General features: G+C 50.6%; 15 protein-coding genes, 3 rRNA genes and 1 pseudogene. 7 read left to right on the top strand and 12 right to left on the bottom strand.

What is annotated here, in order from left to right; genetic code table 11:
- The first annotated feature begins 112 nt into the window (after positions 1-112).
- Positions 113-592 carry a hypothetical protein gene (locus EL628_RS14605; protein ID WP_126580668.1) on the top strand — a complete coding sequence of 160 codons (480 nt, stop codon included), beginning with the start codon at positions 113-115 and terminating at the stop codon, positions 590-592.
- 12 nt (positions 593-604) lie between these two features.
- Here EL628_RS14605 and EL628_RS14610 read toward each other — a convergent pair whose 3' ends face one another.
- A complete protein-coding gene (locus EL628_RS14610) occupies positions 605-2,650 on the bottom strand; it encodes a hypothetical protein (RefSeq protein ID WP_126580669.1) in 2,046 nt (681 codons plus the stop codon).
- 372 nt (positions 2,651-3,022) lie between these two features.
- Between EL628_RS14610 and EL628_RS14615 the strand changes: the two genes are divergently transcribed.
- Entirely contained in the window at positions 3,023-3,337 is a 315-nt protein-coding gene (locus EL628_RS14615) for a hypothetical protein (RefSeq protein WP_126580670.1), read from the top strand.
- 8 nt (positions 3,338-3,345) lie between these two features.
- Here EL628_RS14615 and EL628_RS14620 read toward each other — a convergent pair whose 3' ends face one another.
- From EL628_RS14620 to EL628_RS14640, 5 genes are all read right to left on the bottom strand, one after another.
- A complete protein-coding gene (locus tag EL628_RS14620) occupies positions 3,346-3,813 on the bottom strand; it encodes a GNAT family N-acetyltransferase (protein ID WP_126580671.1) in 468 nt (155 codons plus the stop codon).
- Between the two features lie 180 nt (positions 3,814-3,993).
- Complete coding sequence (locus EL628_RS14625; RefSeq protein ID WP_126580672.1) at positions 3,994-4,848, bottom strand: bifunctional 5,10-methylenetetrahydrofolate dehydrogenase/5,10-methenyltetrahydrofolate cyclohydrolase; 855 nt, start codon at positions 4,846-4,848, stop codon at positions 3,994-3,996.
- Positions 4,845-5,468: a cyclodeaminase/cyclohydrolase family protein gene (locus EL628_RS14630; RefSeq protein WP_126580673.1), complete on the bottom strand. Its 624-nt coding sequence runs from the start codon at positions 5,466-5,468 to the stop codon at positions 4,845-4,847. The genes EL628_RS14625 and EL628_RS14630 overlap by 4 nt, the downstream gene beginning before the upstream one ends.
- Positions 5,469-5,580: 112 nt before the next feature.
- On the bottom strand, positions 5,581-7,077 hold the full coding sequence (locus tag EL628_RS14635) for a peptide ABC transporter substrate-binding protein (protein ID WP_161975514.1): 1,497 nt from the start codon (positions 7,075-7,077) through the stop codon (positions 5,581-5,583).
- A 330-nt stretch (positions 7,078-7,407) separates the two neighbouring features.
- Positions 7,408-7,917 (bottom strand): hypothetical protein, encoded by a 510-nt coding sequence (locus EL628_RS14640; protein ID WP_126580675.1) that lies wholly within the window; start codon positions 7,915-7,917, stop codon positions 7,408-7,410.
- A gap of 308 nt (positions 7,918-8,225) precedes the next feature.
- On the opposite strand from EL628_RS14640, the gene EL628_RS14645 reads away from it, so the two are divergent.
- Positions 8,226-8,957: an endonuclease III domain-containing protein gene (locus tag EL628_RS14645; RefSeq protein ID WP_218028922.1), complete on the top strand. Its 732-nt coding sequence runs from the start codon at positions 8,226-8,228 to the stop codon at positions 8,955-8,957.
- Between the two features lie 75 nt (positions 8,958-9,032).
- On the opposite strand, the gene EL628_RS14650 is transcribed toward EL628_RS14645, so the two are convergent.
- A complete protein-coding gene (locus EL628_RS14650) occupies positions 9,033-10,496 on the bottom strand; it encodes a serine/threonine protein kinase (RefSeq protein ID WP_126580676.1) in 1,464 nt (487 codons plus the stop codon).
- A 253-nt stretch (positions 10,497-10,749) separates the two neighbouring features.
- Here EL628_RS14650 and EL628_RS14655 point away from each other — a divergent pair, with 253 nt between their 5' ends.
- A complete protein-coding gene (locus EL628_RS14655; protein ID WP_126580677.1) occupies positions 10,750-12,984 on the top strand; it encodes a serine/threonine protein kinase in 2,235 nt (744 codons plus the stop codon).
- Between the two features lie 70 nt (positions 12,985-13,054).
- On the opposite strand, the gene EL628_RS14660 is transcribed toward EL628_RS14655, so the two are convergent.
- Complete coding sequence (locus EL628_RS14660; RefSeq protein ID WP_126580678.1) at positions 13,055-13,813, bottom strand: ferritin-like domain-containing protein; 759 nt, start codon at positions 13,811-13,813, stop codon at positions 13,055-13,057.
- A gap of 262 nt (positions 13,814-14,075) precedes the next feature.
- A protein-coding gene (locus tag EL628_RS30990) for an IS5 family transposase (RefSeq protein ID WP_371859653.1) occupies positions 14,076-14,934 on the bottom strand; the annotation gives its coding sequence in 2 pieces (ribosomal slippage) (positions 14,076-14,546 and positions 14,548-14,934; 858 coding nt in all).
- Positions 14,935-15,241: 307 nt separating this feature from the next.
- Here EL628_RS30990 and ltaE point away from each other — a divergent pair.
- Complete coding sequence (gene ltaE, locus EL628_RS14670; RefSeq protein ID WP_126580679.1) at positions 15,242-16,300, top strand: low-specificity L-threonine aldolase; 1,059 nt, start codon at positions 15,242-15,244, stop codon at positions 16,298-16,300.
- 236 nt (positions 16,301-16,536) lie between these two features.
- Here ltaE and EL628_RS14675 read toward each other — a convergent pair.
- The 3 genes and pseudogenes from EL628_RS14675 to EL628_RS14685 form a co-directional block, all read right to left on the bottom strand.
- Positions 16,537-19,491 (bottom strand): 23S ribosomal RNA (locus tag EL628_RS14675).
- A 254-nt stretch (positions 19,492-19,745) separates the two neighbouring features.
- Positions 19,746-21,224, bottom strand: a 16S ribosomal RNA gene (locus EL628_RS14680).
- 590 nt (positions 21,225-21,814) lie between these two features.
- A pseudogene (locus EL628_RS14685) lies at positions 21,815-23,236 on the bottom strand (ISKra4-like element ISKra2 family transposase).
- A 512-nt stretch (positions 23,237-23,748) separates the two neighbouring features.
- On the opposite strand from EL628_RS14685, the gene rrf reads away from it, so the two are divergent.
- Both rrf and EL628_RS14700 read left to right on the top strand, forming a co-directional pair.
- A 5S ribosomal RNA gene (gene rrf / locus EL628_RS14695) occupies positions 23,749-23,865 on the top strand.
- Positions 23,866-24,093: 228 nt separating this feature from the next.
- On the top strand, positions 24,094-24,411 hold the full coding sequence (locus tag EL628_RS14700) for an L-rhamnose mutarotase (RefSeq protein WP_126580680.1): 318 nt from the start codon (positions 24,094-24,096) through the stop codon (positions 24,409-24,411).
- Positions 24,412-24,645 lie beyond the last annotated feature (234 nt).

A 24,645-nucleotide genomic window follows, 5' to 3' on the forward strand; every position in this document is an offset into this window, starting at 1 on the left:
ATAGGGAGACGAACAGCCTATACTTTCTTCTTTGATAATAAGTAAAAATTCCTAGTACTTGCAAGATCAGTCGAAGTACTCACAGCTATTTGTAGTAAGGAGTGGACTAAGCATGCTATCTCATTTTGATCCTCGATTTCTGGCGATCGTGGGGATCTTTTTCTTGATTATGGGCGTCTATAGCCTCGTTGTAGGTCTACGCCGCCAGAGACTGGCGCTGGCCGCTGGCTATACTCTTCCCTGGTATAAACACCAGACCATACTTACTGGAGTGGAGTATCTTCTGCTTACTGGCGTGATTGTACTGCATATGAGCCTGCTTCTACAACTCCTTCCAGCTTCCTGGGCCGTCATCATTGTGCCTATTTATACAGCAATGATGTTTCTTTCTGCCATCGTTCTCTGTGCAATGTTCTACCTGGGCCTTGTCAGCCGCCGCGCACGCTCAATACAGGCTACGCCTAAACGCAACTCTTTTGCAAATATGGTCGAGGAACAGTCTCTTCAGCAGCAAGCTCGCTCAAAAGAAAGACGTCGCTCACGTCGTCAGAAAGCTGCTCAAGCTCGGCGCAGACAATCGGGCCGAGCCTGAGCTTTGAACTGTTTAGCACCCCTCAAGTGTCAATCGCATCTCAGCAAGCGCCTGGGCCACTGAATAGTGCTCCTGGATCTGGATGATACGTCCATTCGCCTGCTGACCAGATCCAATGGGCAGATTCTGATCCAGCAGGCTCAGACAGTCGAATAGCTGTAGGGCGGGATTGAGCGGTATGGTTACGGTTAGAGCGAGGCTGTTGCGTTGTTCTTGAGCCAACAGAAAACTGGCTTTAGCTGCACACTGGAGTGGATCTGTTAATCTTACATCGATCTGTGAAAGCAGATGTTCGCTGGCCAGAAGCTGCAATGAGGTTGTATCAACCAGTTCTGCGGTGGTCAATGCACCCAGTAAACCACCCGCAGGAGCTTTCCCTGTCACAATAATGTGATTAGCCGCATGGATAGATTGCGCAAATGTGACAGACTCTATCTCTGACCGATAGCTCCAGACAAGGGGATCGCTGGAAGAGAGCTCGCGAAACTGAAGGATCTCATCCTGATCCAGGAAGTAGACGAGCCCATAGGTGAGACAGAGTTCATCCAGTGCATGCCGATACGAGAGCCCGGCCTGTATGACAAAACCAGGAATGATCTGGGCCATCTGAGTGGTCAGGGGCAAGAGAATCTCAAACAGGCCAGCTCGAGCACAGATCTCTTGAATCAAAAAACTCACTGTTTGATTGAGATAACTCCCCTGATAGCGTGAGAGCAGATCCAATTGAAAGGTCAGATCCTGGGCCTGCAAGACGATCTGATTCTGTACAGGGGTACGCTCAAAACGCAGTGTTTGCACGCGATAGGTCCCCACCTTTTGGAGCACTGGCACACCAATCAGACATCCAGTACTTAGTACCAGCGAAGTAGCAAGTCCCAGCGGTTGCGGTGAAGAGCCAGTTGTCACCAGATGACTATAGACGCCATTGGTATTATCCAGCACCACCTCCAATTCGCCTGGCCGACCTGCCCGTTCAGTACGACGATAGGAGAGAACAGCGCCCGAAAGATCCAACGTTTGCGCGGGATTATTTGCCTGAAAGGCCGGAGCACTCAATACAGAAGCAAGTGTTGCTACATAATAGCGTGGACCAGCACTCCCACTGACAGAAGAAGCAAGACTAAAAGCAACTGCTCCATAATGAGCGCTCAAAGCGGGCAGGGGCAGGCCATTCGACCAATGGATCAGGTCAACCGATTGTCGCAAGCGTGGATAACTATAGACGGTCCCCGTCAGAGCCCCATTATCTTGCTCCAGACACGTAAGAAGATACAACCCATCGACAAACGAGAGTCGGGGAGCGATACGAGAGATTGCAGTATTGGTTGATGGGGCAATCACAAAACCACTCTGCCAGAGGTCAAGCGAGGGATCATAGCTACAAGTAGCAAGGCTATAGCCATCTGAATAAATGAGCGTGTAGATAAAACTATTCCAGGTAGCAGCAAGGCCCTGTCCAAAGGGAAGAGTTGGCAAGGTCCAGGTTATGAGTGGAGTCCAGTTTGAGCCTGTCCAAAAGCAACAACCAATGGATTCGCCACCTGCGACGTCATACAGAAAAAAAACGTCTGCATTACCAGCGCTGGCAATCCCCTTCAGTAAGGCACCACCAGGTGGGGACACCACACTCGTCGGCCCGGACCAGGTAGTACCATTTGTGCTGGAAGTCCAGGTCAGAAGAGTATTGCCGCCAGTCCCTTGCTGAGCAAATGCAAAGAGCATTCCTCCACTATTCGCAATCGCGCACCCACCATCCTGAAAGAGCAATCCAGATGAGCCAGGCAGCGTTATCCAATGAGACCATTGTGAGGATTGCGAGGGATCGGTAATACGTTGAACAAGAAAAGATGCTGCAAACCCCGTCCCGCCTCGCGGCACCTGCACTCGCACAACATTCCCATCGCTGGCAAGGCAGGCATCATTCCAGGCATCCGCTGTCCCCGGGTTCTGATATAACGTATAATGCTGGACATGGTCCTCAACTACAACCGACAGAGCCGGGTGTCGCGTCACTTGATTGAGAGCAAGCTGTAATGTGGGACTAAGCGCACGAACCATTGGATTTTTCCTTTCAAGCTGAGAGGGGGGTGAAAGAGAGGAAGAAAAAGAGGAATAGTAGTGACACTATGATTACAGAATAAGTATAGCAAAAAAAGATGAAAATTCAAAATATCAACGCCGTGAATATTTTTTCCTGTATATTAACAAAAAAATGAATCGTACATCTCAGGTAAGGCATGCCTGGAAGTCAATGCTGTCCAATTATCAGAGATAACAGGAGTCATTCTACAAACATACAGGGGAACAATAATGCAGCATTGTAGAATGACTATATATATACTGGTCGGAACACTCTATTTTTTACAATAGCCTCTTTGTCTTTCTGATCTATTCGACAAAGAGGCTTCTGACACATTCGGATAACTACGGATGAAAGAACTTCGGATCATTTATATTCGTTACCTTATAAGCATCCATATGCTTATTCAGTATCTTGATGCACTTGATGAACATGCCTTAATATTGGAGCAAGGTAGTTCACCTGCCATTAAGACTGGTTTACGGCAGACAAACCTTATCGCTGTGACCGCACAGGGAGATGTAATAACTATTTTTATTAACAAAAAAAGCATCGGAACGATTCACGATGCTAGTTATGATCACGGAGAGATTGGAGTACTGGTTGGTAGCGACCAGACAGCGCCTGCCGAAGCCTCTTTTCAAGATGCAAAAGTTTGGGACTGATCATCACATTATTGGGCCAGGTCCAGGCGCCAGGCCACTTCAGTCGGCAACAATCCCAGTTGATTGTAACGGCGAACTTGCGGCGCATCGGGCAAAGATGCCACCAACTCAACTACAGGAACCTCACGAAAGCCAGAGCGCTGCCAGTAGACCCCTGACCCGGTACTAAAGAGATAGATACGCTGATAGCCAGCCTGCAATACGGCGGCAAGCGCTTGCTGAACCAGTGCCGCACCGATCCCCTGGCCCCGCTGTGCAGGGATAACCGCGACACTACGCAGCAGTGCCGCTTCATTTCCTAGCTCCAGACCAATTGTGCCGACTGGCTGCTCATTGGCATCTTCTGCTAACCAATAACGCGTTCCCTCAACAAGTAGATCGTCTGTGGAGAGATGAGCCTGCCGCAACACAATTTTAATCTGATCACTATCAGCTCTAGTTGCTTCTCGAATCGAGAGACCTGACTCTTTCAACATAGAAATACCCCCTCCCTTAATAATACTCCTCCCACGTTCCAAAAATCAAAGAGGCTCTCTACAGCGGAGAATAGCTACAAAAACGAGGAGGCATGATCCTGACAGATGATCTTGCCCCCTCTTTCATTAAAAATATGGAACACAAACTACCACTCTATTGAGCGTGCCTTCACCATCACTCTATTCATGCTGTTGCCAGGCAGCCTGGATACATTGCCTTAAGAGCAGAATGTTTGTCAGGGGCCCAACACCACCTGGCACCGGGGTTAGAGCGCCAGCAACCTCTTGTACTGATGCAAAATCGACATCCCCAACGATTCCACCTTCGGGCACAGCATTGGTGCCAACATCAATAACTGTGGCACCTGGACGTACCATTTCAGCCGTAACCATTTTTGCTCGCCCCACAGCGACCACCAGAATATCTGCCTGACGCGTCAAAGAGGGAAGGTTGACGGTACGCGAATGGCAGATAGTCACCGTTGCGTTCTTTTGCAGGAGAAGCATCGCCAGAGGCTTACCAACAACATTGCTACGACCTAACACAACCACATGCTTGCCAGCAAGTGGAGTCTGGCTACGCTCAAGAATCTCCATGACGGAGGCAGCCGTTGAAGGGAGGAAACTGGGCAGACCCATAAAGAGCCTTCCAGCGCTGAGCGGATTAATGCCATCAATATCCTTGGCGCTGGCGAGCGTATCAGCAACGATCTGCTGTGGAAGATGAGCAGGGAGCGGCATCTGAACGATCACGCCATGCACATCCTTATCTCCATTAAGTCCCTGTAAGGTGGTGCGCAGCTCATCAGCCGTTGTCTGCTCCGGCAAGAGCTCAAGACGCGCCTGTACCCCCAGTTCTTTGGAGATCCGCAAGATCGCTTTACTGTACACGTTAGAGGCAGCATCGCCCTCCACACGCACTATGACCAGACCTGGAGCACGTTCGTAGCGCTGAATATAGCGAGCGACATCTTCTTTAAGCTCGGCTTTCATCTCTGCTCCCAACACACGCCCATCTAATAATTGTACGCTCATGCTCGCTCCTCTATACTACGGATAACCTGCTGCGTTCCCTGTTCAATCTGTGCCAGAGCAGTCTCCAGGCGCTGGCTAAGCTCAGCAATACGCCCTTGATCCTTCATCGATTGCAGATTAATCTGAACCATCCATGAAGCGCCCCTACCGGCTCCGGTCGCCATAGACGTTGCCGTAGCGATATCGCTGAGAACATTCTTATTACCGATTTCAGCAATGCGCAGACAACACTGAACGAGTTGAGCTGCGCTCTCAGCCATCTCTAAGGGGACAAGAGCTGCTGAGACCAGACCATCCTGAATGGCCTGCATACGAGCCGCCTTCTCCTCGCTCGTTGTTCGTGGTAGCTTAAAGGTTGCAGATAGGTGACCATAGGCTTCGATATCCGCCTGCATCAACGACTGAAAACGGCTGCGCAACTGCTCAGCCTGAGCCAGCAAGCGCTCGATTTCAGCATGAACTGGTGCATAGTCCGCCTTGCTTAACGTCAGACGCGAGACCATGCAAGCCAGTGCAGATCCCATAGCTCCACTTAGAGCTGCCGTTGATCCCCCACCGGGGGTAGGTCTGGCAGAAGCTAGATCATCTAAATAGTCCTGTAACTGTTTATCTAAGTACATCGCAACGCCTTCTATCTATTTGCATACTTGTGCTTCAATGCTTCCCTGCAAAATCACTCGTCTGCATTCTAACATCCTCTGTAGGAGGCGTCGAGGGCTAAAGGGGATTGGATCAGTGCTTTGAGAGATAGACAGATGACCAATCACCAAAGTAGAGACCATTTGCGTTAACCGTGACTCCATGGACCCATGAAGAGAGGACAGCCACTTGCTTCTGATGATCCAGTGGGAACCAGGCGACGTCAGTAAGTGCAATCTGCTCAGCCTTCTGATAGAGGGCCAACCGCTCTTGACCACTCGTAGCTTCTGCCTGATTGATAGCCTGATCAAAATCATCGTTCTTCCATTGACCGGGATTTTGATTGGAAGTGGAGAGTAGATTCACTGCTAGAACATCATAGGGGTCTGGGAAATCGGCGGCCCAGCCAACAAAACCAAACGCAATGGAATGAGCGTCGAGCTCCTGTTCATAGGCATTCTCTTCTACTGGTTGCAAAGAGACCTGAATACCTAAATTTTGCTGCCACATTTGTTGTAAGGCGGTCCCCTCAGCCACCGAGAGCTGGCTATTAGGAAATGAAAGCGTAATGGGTGGAAATGCCGAAAGATCTGGATAGACAGACTTCAAGAGGTCTCGAGCCCGACCTACATCTGCGCTCAGACCAGCTTTTTGCTCCTGATATCCAGGCATTCCTGGTGGCAAGATAGTCGTGGTGGGTACAACCACATCGTGTAAAATCGTATGCGCAAGTGCTGACCGATCTATCGCATAAGTCAACGCCTGTCGCACCTCTAAGGCATCGAAGGGCTGTTGCGTTGGATCAAAAAAGAGCGCATCGGTCTGCAATTGTGGACTGGCCGCAAAACCAGCTAACCCTTTGGCGGCAGGCTGATCCTGCGGATCCATCCCCCACACAAGGTCATATTGTCCAGCATTCGAAGCTTTAAAGGCCACAATAGGATCGTCGACAAAGCGCATATCCACCATTGCTAGATTGGTTCTCTTTCCAATGTAGTGTGGATTAGGGATAAAAAGCATTTTGACATTATGTTGCCAGGACTGAACCATAAATGGCCCGGTTCCAACGGCACTATCGGCCACATGCTGCGACCAATCCTCCTGCTGATAGTGCTCAACAACCTGTTGATTAACTGCAAAAAAAGCCGGATTAGTCAGGACGCTCAAAAAATAAGGTGCTGGTTGCGTTAACGTTACCTGGAGGGTATGAGCATTAAGAGCTTGCAAACCACTAATGGTTGTCTGTTTCCCCGTCAAAAAATCGTTAAGGCCCGCAATTGGCAGGTTGAGATCCGACACAACTGAAGAGTTTGAAGTAGAGTTAAAGACACGATTCCACGTATAAATATAGGTCTGTGCAGTGACGGGCGTTCCATCTGAAAAAGCAACCTCTGCATTCAGAAAAAAAGTATACACTTTTCCATCATCTGCTATCTGCCAGGTAGCTTGATCAGGAATGACCTTGAGATCCTTGTCGGTCCGCACCAGGCCACTATAAATCATATTGGCGACCAGGGTAGCATTCTGATCAAGGCCGACGGCTGGATCAAGCGTTTGAAGATCGGCTATTCCAACATTTGGAAAAGTCAATATTTGCTTTGTGGCAGGTGAAAGCATTACCGTGTTTTTTTGGGCCACACCAGTAGTACAAGAAGAGAAAAAAATACACAGGACAAAACACACACAATAGAACGCAGGAAACCGCCAAACATCTTTCACTAAGAAGAGCCCTCCATTCAAACCTCAATTCGTCGCCACAAGCGTTTCTAAATGAAGACCTGCATGCAACATAGCCTCTTCATTATATCTAAGCTACACAACTCTGACAAAAGGCTTACTTTTTGAACGCACCGCTTCCCACAAAAGGTTCAGATAATAAAAAAACTCCGCCCCCAATAGGGCGGAGCTATACCGTATTTCCTATGCGCCACAAAGATCAGCTGGTGCCCTGGGACCACAAAGCACATTGGGAATAGGGAAAAAGCTTGCATGCAGCGTGACTGTATCTTGAGGAGTCTTCTCCAACATCACATCTGCCCCCTGATGACCAACGGTGCTAGATATCACTTTTCCATAAGCCTTCCCATTATCAAGATGAGTAAATTGATACTGCTCCTGATTTCCAGAAATGATGGTATTCCCCTGAAAGGAATCGCATGGGGGCGCAACTCCTGGACCACACCAGGTATACACGCGAGCAACATAATTAGCGTGTCCATTGGCAAAAACCGTTAAGCCTGCCCCGTGTTGTACCCAGCTCCCCGCCAGAGACCCAAAATCAGGTCCTGCCGCCTTAACGCTTGAATGAGATGCAGTCAGAAAGGTGCTACCAGTATGTGTATTTACCTCAGAGGCATTCATAAACAAGAGAAATCCACACAGGAACAGCGGAGCCAGAAACAGACGGCGATCGTACAACAAACGTCTCATGATCACACTCCTTTACTAAGAAAAAGGAACGCCTACGTGAGCGGATCATCTACATGGACTAAAGTCTAGGGACTAAAGCTTGAGACAATAGAGCCCTCTGTGTTACATTATTTCTCTACTATATATATAGTACGTTTCTCAGTGTGAATAGTGGCACAGATTCTCTACACATTTGAGAGGTCCTGTTTTTAACCTTAGAGGAAGAAATCACCTTCAAAACATGCTATACTGCTCTAATCGTTCCCTTTTATCATGTAAGAGGGCAAGCATTCGATTACCAGCGGCTGGGAAAACAGAGGAGAGGTTCATTGACGATCATACAACCAACGCTCCACTTAAAAGAGGTCTATGAGCTGTTAATAGAGACCTATGGTGAGCCCCATAACCAACCCGATATGGATCCACTGGGTGGTCTGATCGGAACAATCCTATCACAGCATACATCTGACATCAATTCTGGCCGAGCATATCAAAAACTGATCAAAACGTTTCCTGACTGGGAGAGGGTCCGCGATGCGCCCACGGGAGAGATAGCAGAGGCAATTCGTTCAGGCGGTCTGGCTAACATCAAGGCCCGCAGAATTCAGGAAGTGCTTCATGAGATGAGTGCCCAGCAGGAAAAAGATCAACATCCAGGCCCACTGACACGTTACCTGTTAGAAAAACTCCAGACCTTGCAGCCCGAACAGGCCTGGCAGTATTTACGCACCTATCCAGGAGTTGGACCCAAAACAGCTGCCTGTGTGCTCATGTTCAATCTCGATCAACCAGTGATACCAGTTGATACCCATGTTCATCGCACCAGCAAACGGCTAGGACTGATTGGAGAAAAAGTCAGCGCCGACCAGGCACATGTTATCTTTGCAAAGATCGTTCCTCCTGAGTGGGTCTATCCCTTGCACGTCAACCTGATTCACCATGGTCGGCAGATCTGCCATGCACAGCGCCCCGACTGTGGTCGCTGTCCACTCTATGGAGAATGCGTCTATGTTGGAAGCGTCAATCCACAAGGGGTCAATTCCTCTGTTATGAGGAACTGACCCTCGCATGCCTGAAAAATGGCCTTACTCAAATACTTCTTAATAAGTTATTCAGGATAGTATCTCTGATCGGATCTACGTATTTTTTGTTTTTCGGGAAGGCCGCGCTGGCTTGACAACTTCACTCCCATCCTGCACATGTGAGCCGCCATCTAGAATAAGTTTACGCAAAGCATTCTCAGTTGTCACAACATCCGAAGACGGCTTTTTAGCAGTTGAGGAAGAAGCCACTGAACGAGTTGATGCTGGCTTCGCTCTCTCTTTCGGGCTCTCGACTGTCTTTTTTGGAGCTCTGGGCGACGCCGTTTCTGTGGTTGAACGTTTTTTGGGTATGGGCGCATCCTTAGCATTGACTGTCTGTTTAGAACGTGTAGAAGCAGCACCAACAACCGGTTGAGAATTGGTAGCCCTCTTCTTAGGAGAGGTATCAGCAGTTGCTTGTTTCTCGCTATTAATCGTTTTTGCGGCCCGGCTTTTCGAGGTTGACGCAGCAGATGTGGTAGCCGTTCGCTTCTTAGGCGTTGCCGTAACCTCTTGAGAAGCCTTTTTAGGCTTCGCCGGTGCCTTAGACCGCGGCTTACTTACCTCCTCTGGAACCTCGACCACCGTCGCTTCATAATACAATTCATCATCCGCTTTGCTTCGGCGCTGTGTATCTTTCAATAGCAAGCGTTGCCCCTGCTGAGGAATATATGTCCATTGCTGAGTCGCTTCTGGAGCCTGGACTGGATCCAGGGCCTCAATAAATGTTGCAACATCGCGATAGCGCTGCGTATACTTTTTCGCTAATGCTGTAAAGACTGCCTGCTCTATATGAAAAGGGAGTTCGGGATTAAGATGGGTCAGCGGAGTTGGAGTTGCCGTAAGGTGCTCATGCTTAAGAGTCTCAAAATCTGTACCAGCAAAAGGACGCTGACCAGTAAAAAGTTCATAGGCAATACAAGCCAGAGAATACTGATCGCTCTCCAGGCGAACCTTACCTTGAAAATGTTCAGGGGCCATATAGGATGGAGACCCACCAATCCCTGATGCAGACAGACCAGGATTCTGTACAATCTGTGCAATATCAAAATCGGCCAGGAGTACTTCGTCATGAATACCAAAGAGGATATTCTCGGGCTTGAGATCGCAATGTACAACTCTCTGTTGATGCACAAACTGTAATGCATCGCCAGCCTGTCGCAAAATACTCAGGGCCTGCTCAACTGGCAAAGGATGTCCTTTATACTGCCGCAGAAGATCACGCAGAGAACCATGAGGAGCATACTCTTTAACGATGTAAGGAATACCATCTTGCATATTCGCATCGAGAATAGCCAGGATATGGGGATGTCGCAACTGCTCTAGCAAACGAGCTTCCTGAAAGAAAAGCTCATACATCTTTTGTGCATCTGGAGTTGCTGTATTGAGGATTTTTATGGCCACAATCCGATTAGACAAGACAGTATGAGCAGCCTTATACACAGAGGCATAGGCCCCATGAGCAATCTCTGAGAGGATACGATAACCACCAATCAAGTGGCCAGTACTGAACGTCATGAAAAACTCCTCACCTGCTTTATTGAGCCAGTTTTCTTGAAAAGCATAAAGTTCTCACAAAAAGAAGAAACCTTATGAACCTGAAAAACAATTATATCATTTCTTCTGCTTCGTAGGCATTCTTTCTGTCAGGAACAGACAGAAAGGACTGTGCTTCTTCCCGAATACTTGACGTTCTTACACCATTTATTTACAATTGAACCCGTTAGAGTAAGCGTACAATCAGGTATAGCAAGAACCAGAAGGAGCAAGGATGGCAGATCGAGTCGGACAGCGACTGGGCAATTATACGATCACACAACTATTGGGCCAGGGAGGTTTCGCTGAGGTCTATCTTGGCGAGCACCTCTATCTGAAATCGCAAGCCGCAATTAAGGTACTACAAGCTCGACTGTCGAGTACCGATGATATGGACAGCTTCTTAAAAGAGGCCCAGACCATCGCCCGGCTAGCCCATCCCAATATTGTGCGCGTCATGGACTTCGGCATAGATGAGGAGACACCATATCTGGTGATGGACTATGCCCCCAATGGCACATTGCGCCAGCGTCACGCGAAAGGGATTCCGTTGCCCCTCACAACAATTCTCCCATATATCACTCAGGTAGCGGATGCACTGCAATACGCTCATGACGAGCGGCTCATACATCGTGATATCAAGCCAGAAAATATGCTCATTGGGAGACGCAACGAGATCCTCCTCAGCGATTTTGGTATCGCCCTTGTAGCACAAAGCTCTCTTTCACAGGGTACGCAGGATGTTATCGGTACAGTCGCCTATATGTCGCCTGAACAGATCCAGGGAAAACCTCGACCAGCGAGCGATCAATATTCACTGGGCATTGTGGCCTATGAATGGCTCACTGGTGAACGTCCATTCCATGGCTCGTTTACTGAGATGTGCACTCAGCATATGTTTGCTCAGCCTCCCCTCTTGAGCGAGAAACTCACTCAGGTCTCACCTGCCATTGAGCAAGTGATTATGAGGGCTCTCGCCAAAGATCCCAAACAGCGCTTTGAAACAATCCGTGACTTCGCGACCGCCCTGCAAAATATTCAGCAAAGTGGCGATACAGCACTGCGCACAGGCCAGATCGATCTAGAAAATAATTCTTATCGCACAGAATTAATGCAACCCCCTCCCTCTTACAGGACTGAGCTTATGCCTCCAACACAGGCCACGCCTTCGAGCCCTATCACACCAGGGAAAGGGTTGCTCTCTCGAGCACAATACACCCAGAATACTCCTACGAATTCTCAGACGGGGAATCAAACAGGGCAACAGACCACAGGTCAAGGAAGCAACCAGGCAATCAATCAACCTTCTCAGGCACCAGCGCAAAATTCTCAACCGAGCGCACTTCCAACGCTTCATTCCATGGAGACCGAGGCCCGGACGAATCCTCCACAAATGATTCTTCCGCCACCTCCGCCAGGAACACCGAACCAATTCAGACCCCAACAACAAGGCAATCCAACAACGCCACAATCGGGGCAGGATTTCCAGAATCGTGCGTATCAACCGCCTTTACAATCGGGACAACCCTATCCCGGTCAGCCCTATAACAATCAACAAGGTATCCAGTATCCTGGACAACCATATGGTGGGCCTCAACAAAGCGGCCAATCATATGGTAATCCCCAACAGGGAAATCCCTATCCTGGACAGCCTTATGGCAACCAGCAAGGTAACCAATATCCTGGTAACCAGTATGCACCAGCACAATCTTACGAAAGCCCACAGCAGGCTGCCCAACGTGAGGCTGCCCAACGTGAGGCTGCTCAGCGTGAGGCTGCTCAACGTGAGACCGCCCAACGTGAGACCGCCCAGCGTGAGGCTGCCCAGCGTGAGGCTGCTCAACGTGAGGCCGTACGCACAAATCAAAAGCAGAATCAAGCCACAGGTCGAAGCGAGAGCTTTGAGGAGAGTTGGGGAATCCTGGCAACCTGGAAATGGCCTATCCTGGCAACAATTGTGGGCATCATTCTGTTCTGTGCCATACACAACCTCACCATTTTCCCACTCCCTTCTTTTCCTGTTCCTGTACTAAATCGGGGGATTACCCTGGTCGTAGTCATTCCGCTCTTCTTTGGTGCCTCGTTTGGTCCATGGGTGGGCTTGCTTGTTGGATTGGGTGGTGTGCTCTGTGGGGACCTCTTTTACCCCATAGACAATCATTTCCATCTTATCAACACAGCGCATAAGAATATCGACTGGTGGGCTCCTCTTCTCATCAATGGTATTGCAGGACTTTTAACAGGCCTGACCAAATTGCGCAGAAAATATCCAAGTGTGGGCTCTGTAACGCGTGCAGTTCTTCTCGCAGCTATTGGTCTAGCAGCTAGCCTGGGTTTTGTGTTATACCAACTACAAGAGCTCTCATCCTACCAATTTCTAGGGTTGGTGCTCCTTTGTAATCTCATCATTAGCTTTGCAATCCTCGTTGTCTATAGCATTATGATTAGACTCGTAGACCCAAGCATTTAAACACAGGCGTATTCCTAAACTCGAGTAGCGGCTATGTAATCTCTTACATAGCCGCTCACTTGTATTAGAATTAGACCGTCCCCACTAGAGGCGTACGATTAATAACTGCGGGCAGATCGATATTTACCGCAGCAAATGTATAACTATTATCCCCCTTAGGACTGAGATAGCCCGCCTTAGCAACCGCAGCTGGAGCATCAGACACTCTCGTAATGGCAACTGGTGTATAAGCCCAATTATCGGCAAAGCTTTCACCGAGTAAGACACGGCCTAGAACACGATGCTCAGACTCGATTGTAGCAATCTGAGCTGCAATTTGTGCCAGGCGCGGCTGATTCTGCTCTGCAAACTCACGGACCGCCGCAAGATAGGCCGAATCAAAAAAGCCTTCCAATTCCTGCTGTGTGGCAATGAAGAGTGAAAGCTTCTTGAAGGTATCAGCCCCATGTGGAAAACTAAAGGTACTTGTCAGAGGCTTTGCCTTATTATCGCGCAAGTAGAACTCATGAATCTGCTCTTCCACAACTGCAGCACGTAGATAGTTCAGCCTATCACCCGAAATTCCCAATTTATGAGCATTAGCAATGCCCTGACTATAAAAGGTGACTGCTAGACGCTCTGCGGTACGCGCAATATTCAGAATATCCTGGACCGCCGTAGGCTTCTTCCCTTTATCCCCAGCAGCAAATGCACCAATCGATGGCAAGAGCGTGACACCGGCGACCCCAGCTGCCCCAACAGCTACTCCAGCAACCCCTTGTAATAATCTACGACGCGAATGCAATCCTTCATTTGGCTGCATCTCGTTTTCACTCTCATGGTTGTGCATAAAAATTACCCAATTCCTTTCAACTTATCCAAACACAACATCCTCTTTACGCACGAATCGCCTATCTTATTCTGCAAAGTCTTCCTGAGAGGCAACATTAGGAAAAAACAACGCTATTGGAGAATATAGTAATCTTACTAGCAAGTAGCACTGTAGATCAGGAGATATGCAATACCCCTCAGGACCATTTAATCATATCAAGCCTGTAAATCCTTATTTATGAGTACTTATTTAGAGTGTGTCTTAAGATAAACGCAAAGGCCTAGAAAGGAGCCAAACGCGTCAAAAAGAGACGGATCGCAGCGATCTGGATAAGAGCCTCACTGCTCGAAGGGAGACCCTCATAATCGCGCGCCAAGCGACGAAACCGCGTGAGCCAGGCAAAGGTGCGTTCAACAACCCATCGTTTTCGTTGAACCTGAAAACCGCCTTTTGGTTTGGCAATCTTGACCGGTTCCCCATTGACGAGCACCCAATCGCTCTGGGAGTCGTTGTGTTCATGAGGGACAATCTCCGGTTCCCAGCCAAGGTGCTCTTTGATCCAATCAAGAAGCGGCCCAGTGTATCCCCGATCAGCGAACAGATACGAAACTCGTGGGAAGTATTCTTTTTGCCCGGCCAACAGCAGAGGAGCGCTCTTGCGGTCGGTCAAGCCCGCGGTATGCACTTTGACCGCCAGAACGAAGCCTTGCGTGTCAACGAGAAGATGTCGTTTACGACCCCAGATTTTTTTTTCCCGCATCGAACCCACGCTCGATGCCTCGGACGGGACTGGTTTTGATCGATTGGCTGTCGATGATGACCGCACTGGGTTCCTCTTCTCGGCCAATGGCCTGACGGGTTTGTTTGCGTAAGCTGGTCATGGCGGTCTCCCAAACCCCGCTGTGTTTCCACTGACGCAAATAATGGTGCAGCGTCTTGCCGTTGGGCAAATCGTGGGGTGTCAGTCTCCACGAACAGCCTGTTCGCAACACGTAGAGGATGCCGTTGACGATCTCGCGCCTGGGAATGGTCTCTTGGGTCGCATTGGGCGAGACATCTGGGATGAAGGGAGCCAGCAACTCCCATTGGGCATCCGTCAGATCGGTGGCGTACGGCTTTCGCGTGATGCTTCTTTCCATTGGCTGTGATCCTTTCTGATCGCTTGTTTGACTCCTTTCTTTTTTCTATCGGCCACTTACTGGTTTTAGGACACACTCTTACCAACAATGTGCACAGGATAAGAAAAAATTTACGATACTGGTCCAGGATGCCTCTGCGTGAATACGGAGGAGGAATGGACCGTCCTTTTGTGGCGTATGGGTGGAGTGAGAATCAGAGAAATTTTATCTCCCTATCTTTTCTTGAGTTGACTTGATAATATACTCTTTCCATGATCAGGTATACTTATAGCATAAAAATTCAGCTATTATGAAAGGTTTAAGATAGATGACAATTGATTTAAGAAGTGATACCTTGACCCTGCCAACAGATGAGATGCGAATGGCAATGGCTCGTGCTGACGTTGGTGATGACGTCTATGGCGAAGATCCCACAATCAATAAGCTACAAGAATTAGCAGCAGAGCTAACAGGAAAAGAGGCTGCGCTCTTTGTACCTACCGGCACGATGGGCAATATTATTGCAATGCTCACACATGCTGGCCGTGGGCAAGCCATTATTGTAGGGGACCAATCACATATCTACCATTATGAAGCTGGAGGAGCTTCAACACTGGGCGGCTCACCTATGTTTGTAGTACCTACTCATAAAGATGGAATGCTCGATCTGACCCGAGTAAGAGCAAGCTTAACGGATGAGAGCGATGATCATGTTGCCCGTACAGCACTTGTATGCATCGAGAACACTCACAATAGCTGCGGTGGTACAGTGCTCAATCAAGATCAAATGCAGATGATTACCGATCTTGCCCACAGTCGACATGTCCCCGTTCACATGGATGGAGCGCGAGCGTTTAATGCAGCTATCGCTCTGGGTATACCACTGGCAACACTCATACAGAATGTAGATTCTATGATGTTCTGTCTCTCAAAGGGCTTAAGCGCTCCGGTTGGATCGCTATTAGTAGGCAACCAGGAATTTATTCGCAAAGCACGACGTATTCGTAAACTCCTAGGAGGCGGTATGAGACAGGCAGGTGTTCTAGCAGCCGCTGGTATCGTTGCCCTTACTACGAGAGTTGAACGCCTGGTAGAGGATCATGCGAACGCTAGACTGCTCGCCGAAGGACTCGCTGAGCTACCTCAGCTTGAAATTGCTCTAGAGCGAGTACAGACAAATATTGTCATATTCAAAGTTAAGAGTACGCATCTCTCCTCAGACGAAATCGTCGCGCCATTTCTCGCAAAAGCACGAGAACACGGAGTCCTTTTAAGCGAGATGGGGGAGGGGAGAATTCGTGCTGTAACACATCATGGAATCGATACTGCACAAATCTCTACCGCACTTAACGGCATCAAAAAAACCTTGTTAGAACTACATCCTTAAGGAAATACGAAGACTAATGATCCTGAATGTTTTCATACAAAAAACATCCAGGATCATTAGTCTTCGAACTTATCACACGCAAAAAAAAGCCAGGATCTCTCAATCCTGACTTCTCTCTTTGTTCCATTGCACCTGATGGCGCCAACTGTTGAGGATATTCTCTCAATTTTGCCGAGCGCGCCGTGTGCAACCACGCGTTCAAGCCGATTTTTGCTCGCTCACCCACTCAAGACCTGAATGACAAGCCGTACGATCATTAGGGCGACTTCGCTCCACCTGTTACCAGGCGTCCACGTGTCGTCTATCCACCAGGTCTTCTTCCTGGGATCTTGATCACACAAAGTGATGGGAAGACTCATCTTGGGTGCGGCTTCGCGCTTAGATGCCTTCAGCGCTTATCCCTTCTGAACATAGCTATCCAGCTGTGGCCCGGGCAGGCCAACTGGCACACCAGCGGTTCAGCCATCTCGGTCCTCTCGTACTGGAGATGACGCCCCTCAATCTTCCTACGCCCACGACGGATAGAGACCGAACTGTCTCGCGACGTTCTGAACCCAGCTCGCGTGCCGCTTTCATGGGCGAACAGCCCAACCCTTGGGACCTACTCCAGCCCCAGGATGCGACGAGCCGACATCGAGGTGCCAAACCTTGCCGTCGATGTGAACTCTTGGGCAAGATAAGCCTGTTATCCCCGGGGTAGCTTTTATCCGTTGAGCCACACTCCTTCCACTCGGGAATGTGGGATCACTAAGTCCGACTTTCGTCCCTGCTCGGCGCGTCTGCCTTGCAGTCAAGCTCTCTTCTGCCTTTACACTCTTGAAGGGTGATGTCCATCCACCCGGAGAGAACCTTTGAGCGCCTCCGTTACTCTTTGGGAGGCGACCGCCCCAGTCAAACTACCCACCTGGTCCTGTCTGCCAACCGGTTCACGGTCTGGCGTGAGACACAAAACACAACGAGAGTGGTATTTCACTGCTGCCTCCTCCACCCCCACAAGGATGGATTCTCCGGCTCCCACCTATGCTACGCACGCTGTCCCTCGTATCCAGGCCAAGCTGTAGTAAAGCTCCACGGGGTCTTTTTGTCCTGTCGTGGGTAACCCGTATCTTCACGGGTACTTCAATTTCGCCGAGTCCTCTGTCGAGACAGTGCTCAACTCGTTACTCCTTTCGTGCGGGTCGGAACTTACCCGACAAGGAATTTCGCTACCTTAGGACCGTTATAGTTACGGCCGCCGTTCACCGGGGCTTCACCTCGTGGCTACGAACACCACTCAGCTTAACCTTCCGGCACTGGGCAGGAGTCAGCCCCTATACTTCCGCTTTCGCGTTCGCAGAGACCTGTGTTTTTGGTAAACAGTCGGTTGAGCCAATTTCTTGCAGCCCCCTCACGCATCGAAACACGCTACTGGGGCACCCCTTCTACCGAAGGTACGGGGTCAATTTGCCGAGTTCCTTAACAGAGGGTCGCTCGATCACCTTGGGGGAGTTCCCCCTGCCTACCAGTGTCGGTTTGCGGTACGGGTAGCGTCAGCTCTCACGAGAGGCTTTTCTTGGCAGCCTGGGGTCCGATGACTTCCGCACGATTGCTCGCGCTCGGTGCCGCTGTCATGCACAGGAGACCGGGATTTGCCTCGGTCTCGCACTTCAAACGACACGCCGATCCTGTCCATTCGATCGGTTCACCTTCCCTACTGCGTCCCCCCATTGTTGATCACGATCTGACGCTAGTGCAGGAATCTCTGACCTGCTTTCCATCGCCTACGACTATGACGTCCTCGGCTTAGGGCCCGACTCACCCTGGGACGATTGACGGTGCCCAGGAACCCTCAGGCATTCGGTGTCTCTGGTTTTCACAGAGATTGCGCTACTCATTCCGGCATTCTCACTTCTCGTCGCTCCACCAGTCCTTGCGGTCTGGCTTCTCTGCTTGAGAACGCTCCCCTACCATCCTGGTCAAAAACCAGGATTCACGGCTTCGGTACACTGCTTAAGCCTCGCTACGTTGTCGGTGCCACTACACTCGACCAGTGAGCTATTACGCACTCTTTCAATGATGGCTGCTTCTAAGCCAACATCCTGGCTGTTATTGCGTACTGACTCCCTTTGACACTGAGCAGTGATTTGGAGACCTTAGCCGGTGATCTGGGCTGTTTCCCTTTTGACAATGAAGCTTAGCCCCCACTGTCTCACTTGCATGCTCCACTCTGCTGGCATTCGTAGTTTGAGAAGGGTTGGTAACCCGCACAGGGCCCCGAGCCTTTCCAGCGCTCTACCTCCAACAGACAACACATGCAGCTGTACCTCAATACATTTCGGGGAGAACCAGCTATCTCCACGTTCGATTGGAATTTCTCCCCTATCCACAAGTCATCCCCCAGTTTTGCAACACTGGTGGGTTCGAGCCTCGACGGACTGTCACATCCGCTTCACTCTGCTCATGGATAGCTCACGTGGTTTCGGGTCGCATCGCCGCAACGCGCGCCTACTTCAGACTCGGTTGCCCTCTGGCTCCCCAACTTTAGCGTTGGTTAACCTGCTACGACGATGCACTCGCCGGATCATTCTACAAAAGGCACGCCATCAGCCCTTGGTTCCTCCTGGAACAGTGGCCTCTGACTGCTGGTGAGTACGTGGTTTCAGGGTCTCTTTCATCCCCCTCTCGGGGTGCTTTTCACCTTTCCCTCACGGTACTTGTTCGCTATCGGTCACGAAAGATGTTGAGCCTTGGAGGGTGGTCCCCCCAGCTTCCCACAAGGTTTCACGTGCCTCGTGGTACTCAGGATCCTCGCCCACGCTGGTTGATCGTCTTCTACAGGACTCTCACCTGCTCTGGTTGCGCTTTCCAACGCATTCGAATGATCGGCCATTGTTTGTTGCGAGTCCTACAACCCCGCCCGTTCCGAAGAACGGATGGTTTGGGCTCCTCCCGGTTCGCTCGCCACTACTACGGGAATCTCGGTTGATTTCTTTTCGTCGAGCTACTGAGATGTTTCAGTTCGCCCGCTGCCCTCTGCCCTGTCTATGTGTTCAACAGGGAGTATCCAGACATCACTCTGGATGGGTTGCCCCATTCGGAATCTCGAGGTTCATGGCTTGTATGCAGCTCCCCTCGAACGTTTCGCCGGTCTCCGCGTCCTTCATCGGTCTTTCGTGCCAAGGCATCCACCTCGTACTCTGTGTAGCTTGTTCTTTCTTTGGTCTTGATGGTGTCTTGCTTGCTCTGCTTCAACTCGTGCTTGCAATCTTCATCGCTCAGCAAAATTGAAGGAATATCCTCTTCAGTTGTTCAGGTGCATGTGATCAGGGATAAACCCCAACCACTGGAGAGTGGAAACCAAACGCAGTCCCTGGTCGCTCAAAGCAACCATCAGTATCCTGTTTCGACCTAGGAGTGGATGGAGGTGCTTGCTCATTGCTGAGAAAGATCCATCGAAGCTCCCTAGAAAGGAGGTGATCCAGCCGCACCTTCCGGTACGGCTACCTTGTTACGACTTCACCCCAATCACCGACCCCACCCTCGACGCTTGCCCCCCCGAAGGGTTAGCCCAGCGGCTTCAGGTGTTGCCGACTTTCGTGGTGTGACGGGCGGTGTGTACAAGACCCGGGAACGTATTCACCGTAGTGTGCTGACCTACGGTTACTAGCAACTCCCACTTCATGGAGGCGGGTTGCAGCCTCCAATCTGAACTGAGGCCGAGTTTGACGAGATTGGCTCCCCCTCGCGGGTTCGCAACTCTTTGTCTCGACCATTGTAGCGTGTGTGTCGCCCAGGACGTAAGGGCCGTGCTGACTTGACGTCATCCCCGCCTTCCTCCACGTTGATCGCGGCAGTTTCGTTAGATCATTCAACTAACGACAGGGGTTGCGCTCGTTGCGGGACTTAACCCAACATCTCACGACACGAGCTGACGACAGCCATGCAGCACCTGTGGAACCGCCCCGAAGGGACAGCGCGTTACCGCTGGTGCAATTCCATGTCAAGTCCTGGTAAGGTTCTTCGCGTTGCATCGAATTAAACCACACGCTCCGCTGCTTGTGCGGGTCCCCGTCAATTCCTTTGAGTTTTAATCTTGCGACCGTACTCCCCAGGCGGACCACTTCAAACGTTAGCTCCGGCACTGAAGGGGTCGAACCCTCCAACGCCTAGTGGTCATCGTTTACGGCCAGGACTACCGGGGTATCTAATCCCGTTCGCTCCCCTGGCTTTCGCACCTGAGCGTCAGGTACTTCCCAGGACACTGCCTTCGCCATTGGTGTTCCTCCGGATATCTACGCATTTCACCACTCCACCCGGAATTCCGTGTCCCTCTGAAGCCCTCAAGTCAAGCAGTCTTCATACACCCTCTCCAGTTGAGCCGGAGATTGTCAGTACAAACTTACCTGACCGCCTGCGTGCGCTTTACGCCCAATAAATCCGGACAACGCTTGCCCCCTACGTATTACCGCGGCTGCTGGCACGTAGTTAGCCGGGGCTTCTTCCTTGGGTACCGTCCGTTCTCGTCCCCAAGAAAAGCAGTTTACGATCCGAAAACCGTCATCCTGCACGCGGCGTTGCTCGTTCAGGGTTGCCCCCATTGACGAAAATTCCTCACTGCTGCCCCCCGTAGGAGTCTGGGCCGTTCTCAATCCCAGTGTGGCTGATCGTCCTCTCAGACCAGCTACTGATCGTCGCCTTGGTAAGCCTTGACCTCACCAACTAGCTAATCAGACGCAGACCCATCCCAAAGCGCCCTTGCGAGCTTTCCTCTTGCGAGCATATGCGGTATTGTCGGCGATTTCTCGCCGGTATTCCTCACTTTGGGGCAGATAATCCACGCGTTACTCACCCGTCCGCCACTCACTCATTGCTGAGTGCGTTCGACTTGCATGTGTTAGGCACGCCGCCAGCGTTTATCCTGAGCCAGGATCAAACTCGCCATCCAATTTATGTTCAAGAGAGCCACAGCGGGCCTCCCGAAAATGCATTGTGTAGTTCGCGATCCAGTCCAAGTTATTATTGCTTGGCTTGTTCGCAGATTGCATCACTCAGCGTGAGCCAAGTGATTGAATTGACAGGAACTGGTGTCTTGTTCCTTCTTACTAAACCAGTTACTGTTCTGCTTTCCACTCTTCAGTTGTCAAAGTGCGACTGATCGAGAACCGTAGCTCTCGGGTGTCTCGCTCGATTGCTTTGTTTTGGCGTTCTCGCGACGACTGCTGTAGTATCTCACATTCCTCGGGGTCTGTCAAGCGTTTTCTCACTGAGTTTTTTCGCCTGCCCCGAAAGTCCTCATCCCCTGGTGTTGGCACGTTTCAGACCGTTTTCACAGGCTGAACAACCCACGGACGAACCGTGTGGTCGTGCACATCATTGGGAAGAAATAACTTCCTGAGGGGCCACGTTATCGTGGCACAGCCGGGGGTTTGCGGACAGGAGCACTCTCCAGGAGAGTGATTGTCTGGAAACGACAGCTCACGGAGTATAGCACTCGGGAAAGGGGCTGTCAAGGGGGTAATAAATTTTGGGTGTCCGTCAAATTTTTGCAATCTCCTTTGGACGACACGCAGGGAGGCGCTTCCAGATGTGATGAGGCGAGGGACGAGAAGATCCAGGCAAGGTGGCACAAGGTTCAGCCGAACGCACCGCAACGGGAGGTTCAACAGGAGGTGATGGAGTCGCCAGAGGAGCAGGCGTTGAAGGGTGAGACCGCAAAAGGCAGTGCAACAAAGAGGAGCACACCTCTTGCCAGCGCTTCTCAGCGCGCTGAGTGCGCTTGAGGGCATGCTCAGACTGCTGCTGCTGGACTCCCTCGTGCCAGCACTCAGACCACCGTTCATTGCAGACAGCGTTGCGTAAGGTGAGCATCGCATTGACATGATGACGCTGCCAATGCATGCCAGCCCCTTTCAAACGTGCTTGGACGACGAGTTTGTTGGCGCTTTCTACCATACCCGAGCCAATGGGCCACCCTTCTCGTTGAAAGGTGGGATAGTCCATCAAGCTCAGACGTTTGCGAAGGTACGCTTCCTGTTTGGAAACGGCCTCACCCTCTTTGATCAAGGGAGGCAAGCGATCATACCAGCGCACGAACAACCCAGGACCACGATGTTTGAGGATGTGGATGCTTCGTGGCAGGACATCAGCAGGCAAGCGTACTCCTGCCTGCTGCAAGGCCTCAATCAACTGGCTCAAATGGTGAGCCGCATGCGGAACATCTAAAATACGTACCGCATCGGGCCGATGGAGATCGACAAAACCTTGCAGCCAGTCTGCCCCATCCATGACGGCACAGACCGCCTTGGCAGAAGGCACCCCACGGCGCTCCATTTCTCCTTGAGCCAGTTCGCCAAAGGTGTCGGCATCCGTCAGACGCGAGAAGGACGAGAGGCGCTCAACCTTCGTTTCCTGTTTCCCCTGATGTTTCTTCGCCACGTCGATCTCTCCGATCACCAACGTGCGAACCTCAGCCCATTCTCCACCAATCAGTGGAACGTAGGCTCCATCAACACTGATGACCTGCTTGTCCCCTCCACTGTTCGCCTGCCATGAGGCGTCATGCGATGATGTTTGTCGCACCTGGGACCTTGTGCCTGCATCTAGCGTCTTGCGTCGCACCGTTGGCTCGCTGACCTGGACTCCCAGAAGCCGTTCGAGCATCTGGGCTGCACGCGCAAAAGGCATCCAACTTGCCAGGTGCGTCAGGTGTTCTTGCAGTTGTGGGGTCAGGCGTCCGGGAAGCAGAGCTAACTCGTCATCCAGGGGGAAAAAGACCTGTCCCACAGGTGGGACAGGTTCCATACTCGCGTTTCAGGGTGATGTCATGTCCCCCCGCTGCTTGCAGGGTCCGCATGTGTTTCCCTCGGGTCTGCAACGGCGTGCGGCAGATCGGGCAGCAGGGTCGTTCGTGCGCCGGTTTGCCACTCCAACATTGAAAAGCACTGGTGTGGGCGGTATCCTCGATCACCTGAGCTTCCAGCTGGCTCATGCGCCGGTGAACTTCCTCTTCAATTTCGGCCAGGGTCGCTTTCGGATGGCTACGCCGCCATTCTCTGATGTCTGTTAAAATACGTGTACTGAGCTCTTGCCACTGTTCTTCGTTTGGTTCCTTCACGGTCCACCTCCACATTTTCTTCGTTCTATCTTACCTTCTTTCCTTGTACGTGTCTACCTCTTTGCAAAAATTTGACGGACACCCGACTTTTTGCTGGGCTTTGCTGGTTCGTGCAGAAGCGGGGAAGCGTTGGGAAGGGGCTCGTTTCAGCTCCGCTCTGGTCGCCCCTTCATAACGTAACGTGAACATGGACGATGGAGGGACTGCCATGGTGCAGCTTCACGTTCAGGAAGGAGAGGTCCATCCTACCCCTTGCCTCCCTGTGAAAAAAAGACTGATCAAAAAGGGGTTGACAAAGCTCAAAGGTTCTGGTAGTATTCGTCTTGTTGAAAACGCCACCTGGATATGCAGGTGAGCTGGTAGCTGTAGCGAAGAGGGTCCACCCGTTCCCATCCCGAACACGGTAGTTAAGCTCTTCAGCCCCGATGATACTCTGTGGGCAACTGCATGGGAAAATAGGACGCTGCCATCTCACCCGCCTAACTGGGCGGCGTTTTTGCTTACCACTTCTCTTTCAAGCTGGACGCTGCCATCTCACCCGCCTAAACTGGGCGGCGTTTTTGCTTGTCGCTTTTTTTTCAAGCTGGACGCTGCCATCTCACCCGCCTGACTAGGCGGCGTTTTTGCTTATCGCTTCTCTTTCAAGCTGGACGCTGCCATCTTATTCACTGATTAGTCAAAAAGAAAGGGATGCCTCACCTTGAAAAGAATTGCTCAACTTGTAAAGGTAAAGCCTGAATGTATCGACGAATACGAACGCATTCATGCAGCCGTCTGGCCTGAGGTTCTTGCAACCATCCATGATTGCAATATCCGTAACTATTCCATTTTCCGTCATGACACACTCCTCATTGCTTATTTCGAATACATTGGCGAGGATTATGCAGCCGATATGAAGAAAATGGCTGCCGATCCCAAAACACAGGAATGGTGGACGCTGACGGATCCCATGCAAGAACCACTCGAAGGTTCCTCCTCCTGGTGGACACAAGGGAAAGAGGTTTTTTATACTCCTTAAAAACTGTATGTAGACCAGGTATCGGATTTTACATACACCATCACCTTTTACCCCCTTATAAACTCTGGCATACACTTATCCCGCATCAGTAGACATACCTTTCACAGCTTTCTCTCTTGAGAGGGGAAGCTTATTTATGGTCTATTAAATGTAAAAATAACATTTGCATGAAAGGAAGATTGATAAGAGACTCTTTAGTCACTTTCCTCATACAGAATTTGACATTCCCTTGCA

Origin of the sequence: Tengunoibacter tsumagoiensis (assembly GCF_003967535.1) — a bacterium.
In the GTDB taxonomy this organism is placed as follows: domain Bacteria; phylum Chloroflexota; class Ktedonobacteria; order Ktedonobacterales; family Ktedonobacteraceae; genus Tengunoibacter; species Tengunoibacter tsumagoiensis.

Excerpts from the sequence above, each read along its gene's own strand:
- EL628_RS14610 (WP_126580669.1), bottom strand. The coding sequence starts at position 2,650 with ATGGTTCGTGCGCTTAGTCCCACATTACAGCTTGCTCTCAATCAAGTG.
- EL628_RS14625 (WP_126580672.1), bottom strand. The coding sequence starts at position 4,848 with ATGAGCGTACAATTATTAGATGGGCGTGTGTTGGGAGCAGAGATGAAA.
- EL628_RS14650 (WP_126580676.1), bottom strand. The coding sequence starts at position 10,496 with ATGACGTTCAGTACTGGCCACTTGATTGGTGGTTATCGTATCCTCTCA.
- EL628_RS14660 (WP_126580678.1), bottom strand. The coding sequence starts at position 13,813 with ATGCACAACCATGAGAGTGAAAACGAGATGCAGCCAAATGAAGGATTG.
- EL628_RS14620 (WP_126580671.1), bottom strand. The coding sequence starts at position 3,813 with ATGTTGAAAGAGTCAGGTCTCTCGATTCGAGAAGCAACTAGAGCTGAT.
- EL628_RS14605 (WP_126580668.1), top strand. The coding sequence starts at position 113 with ATGCTATCTCATTTTGATCCTCGATTTCTGGCGATCGTGGGGATCTTT.
- EL628_RS14615 (WP_126580670.1), top strand. The coding sequence starts at position 3,023 with ATGAAAGAACTTCGGATCATTTATATTCGTTACCTTATAAGCATCCAT.
- ltaE (WP_126580679.1), top strand. The coding sequence starts at position 15,242 with ATGACAATTGATTTAAGAAGTGATACCTTGACCCTGCCAACAGATGAG.
- EL628_RS14655 (WP_126580677.1), top strand. The coding sequence starts at position 10,750 with ATGGCAGATCGAGTCGGACAGCGACTGGGCAATTATACGATCACACAA.
- EL628_RS14630 (WP_126580673.1), bottom strand. The coding sequence starts at position 5,468 with ATGTACTTAGATAAACAGTTACAGGACTATTTAGATGATCTAGCTTCT.
- EL628_RS14640 (WP_126580675.1), bottom strand. The coding sequence starts at position 7,917 with ATGAGACGTTTGTTGTACGATCGCCGTCTGTTTCTGGCTCCGCTGTTC.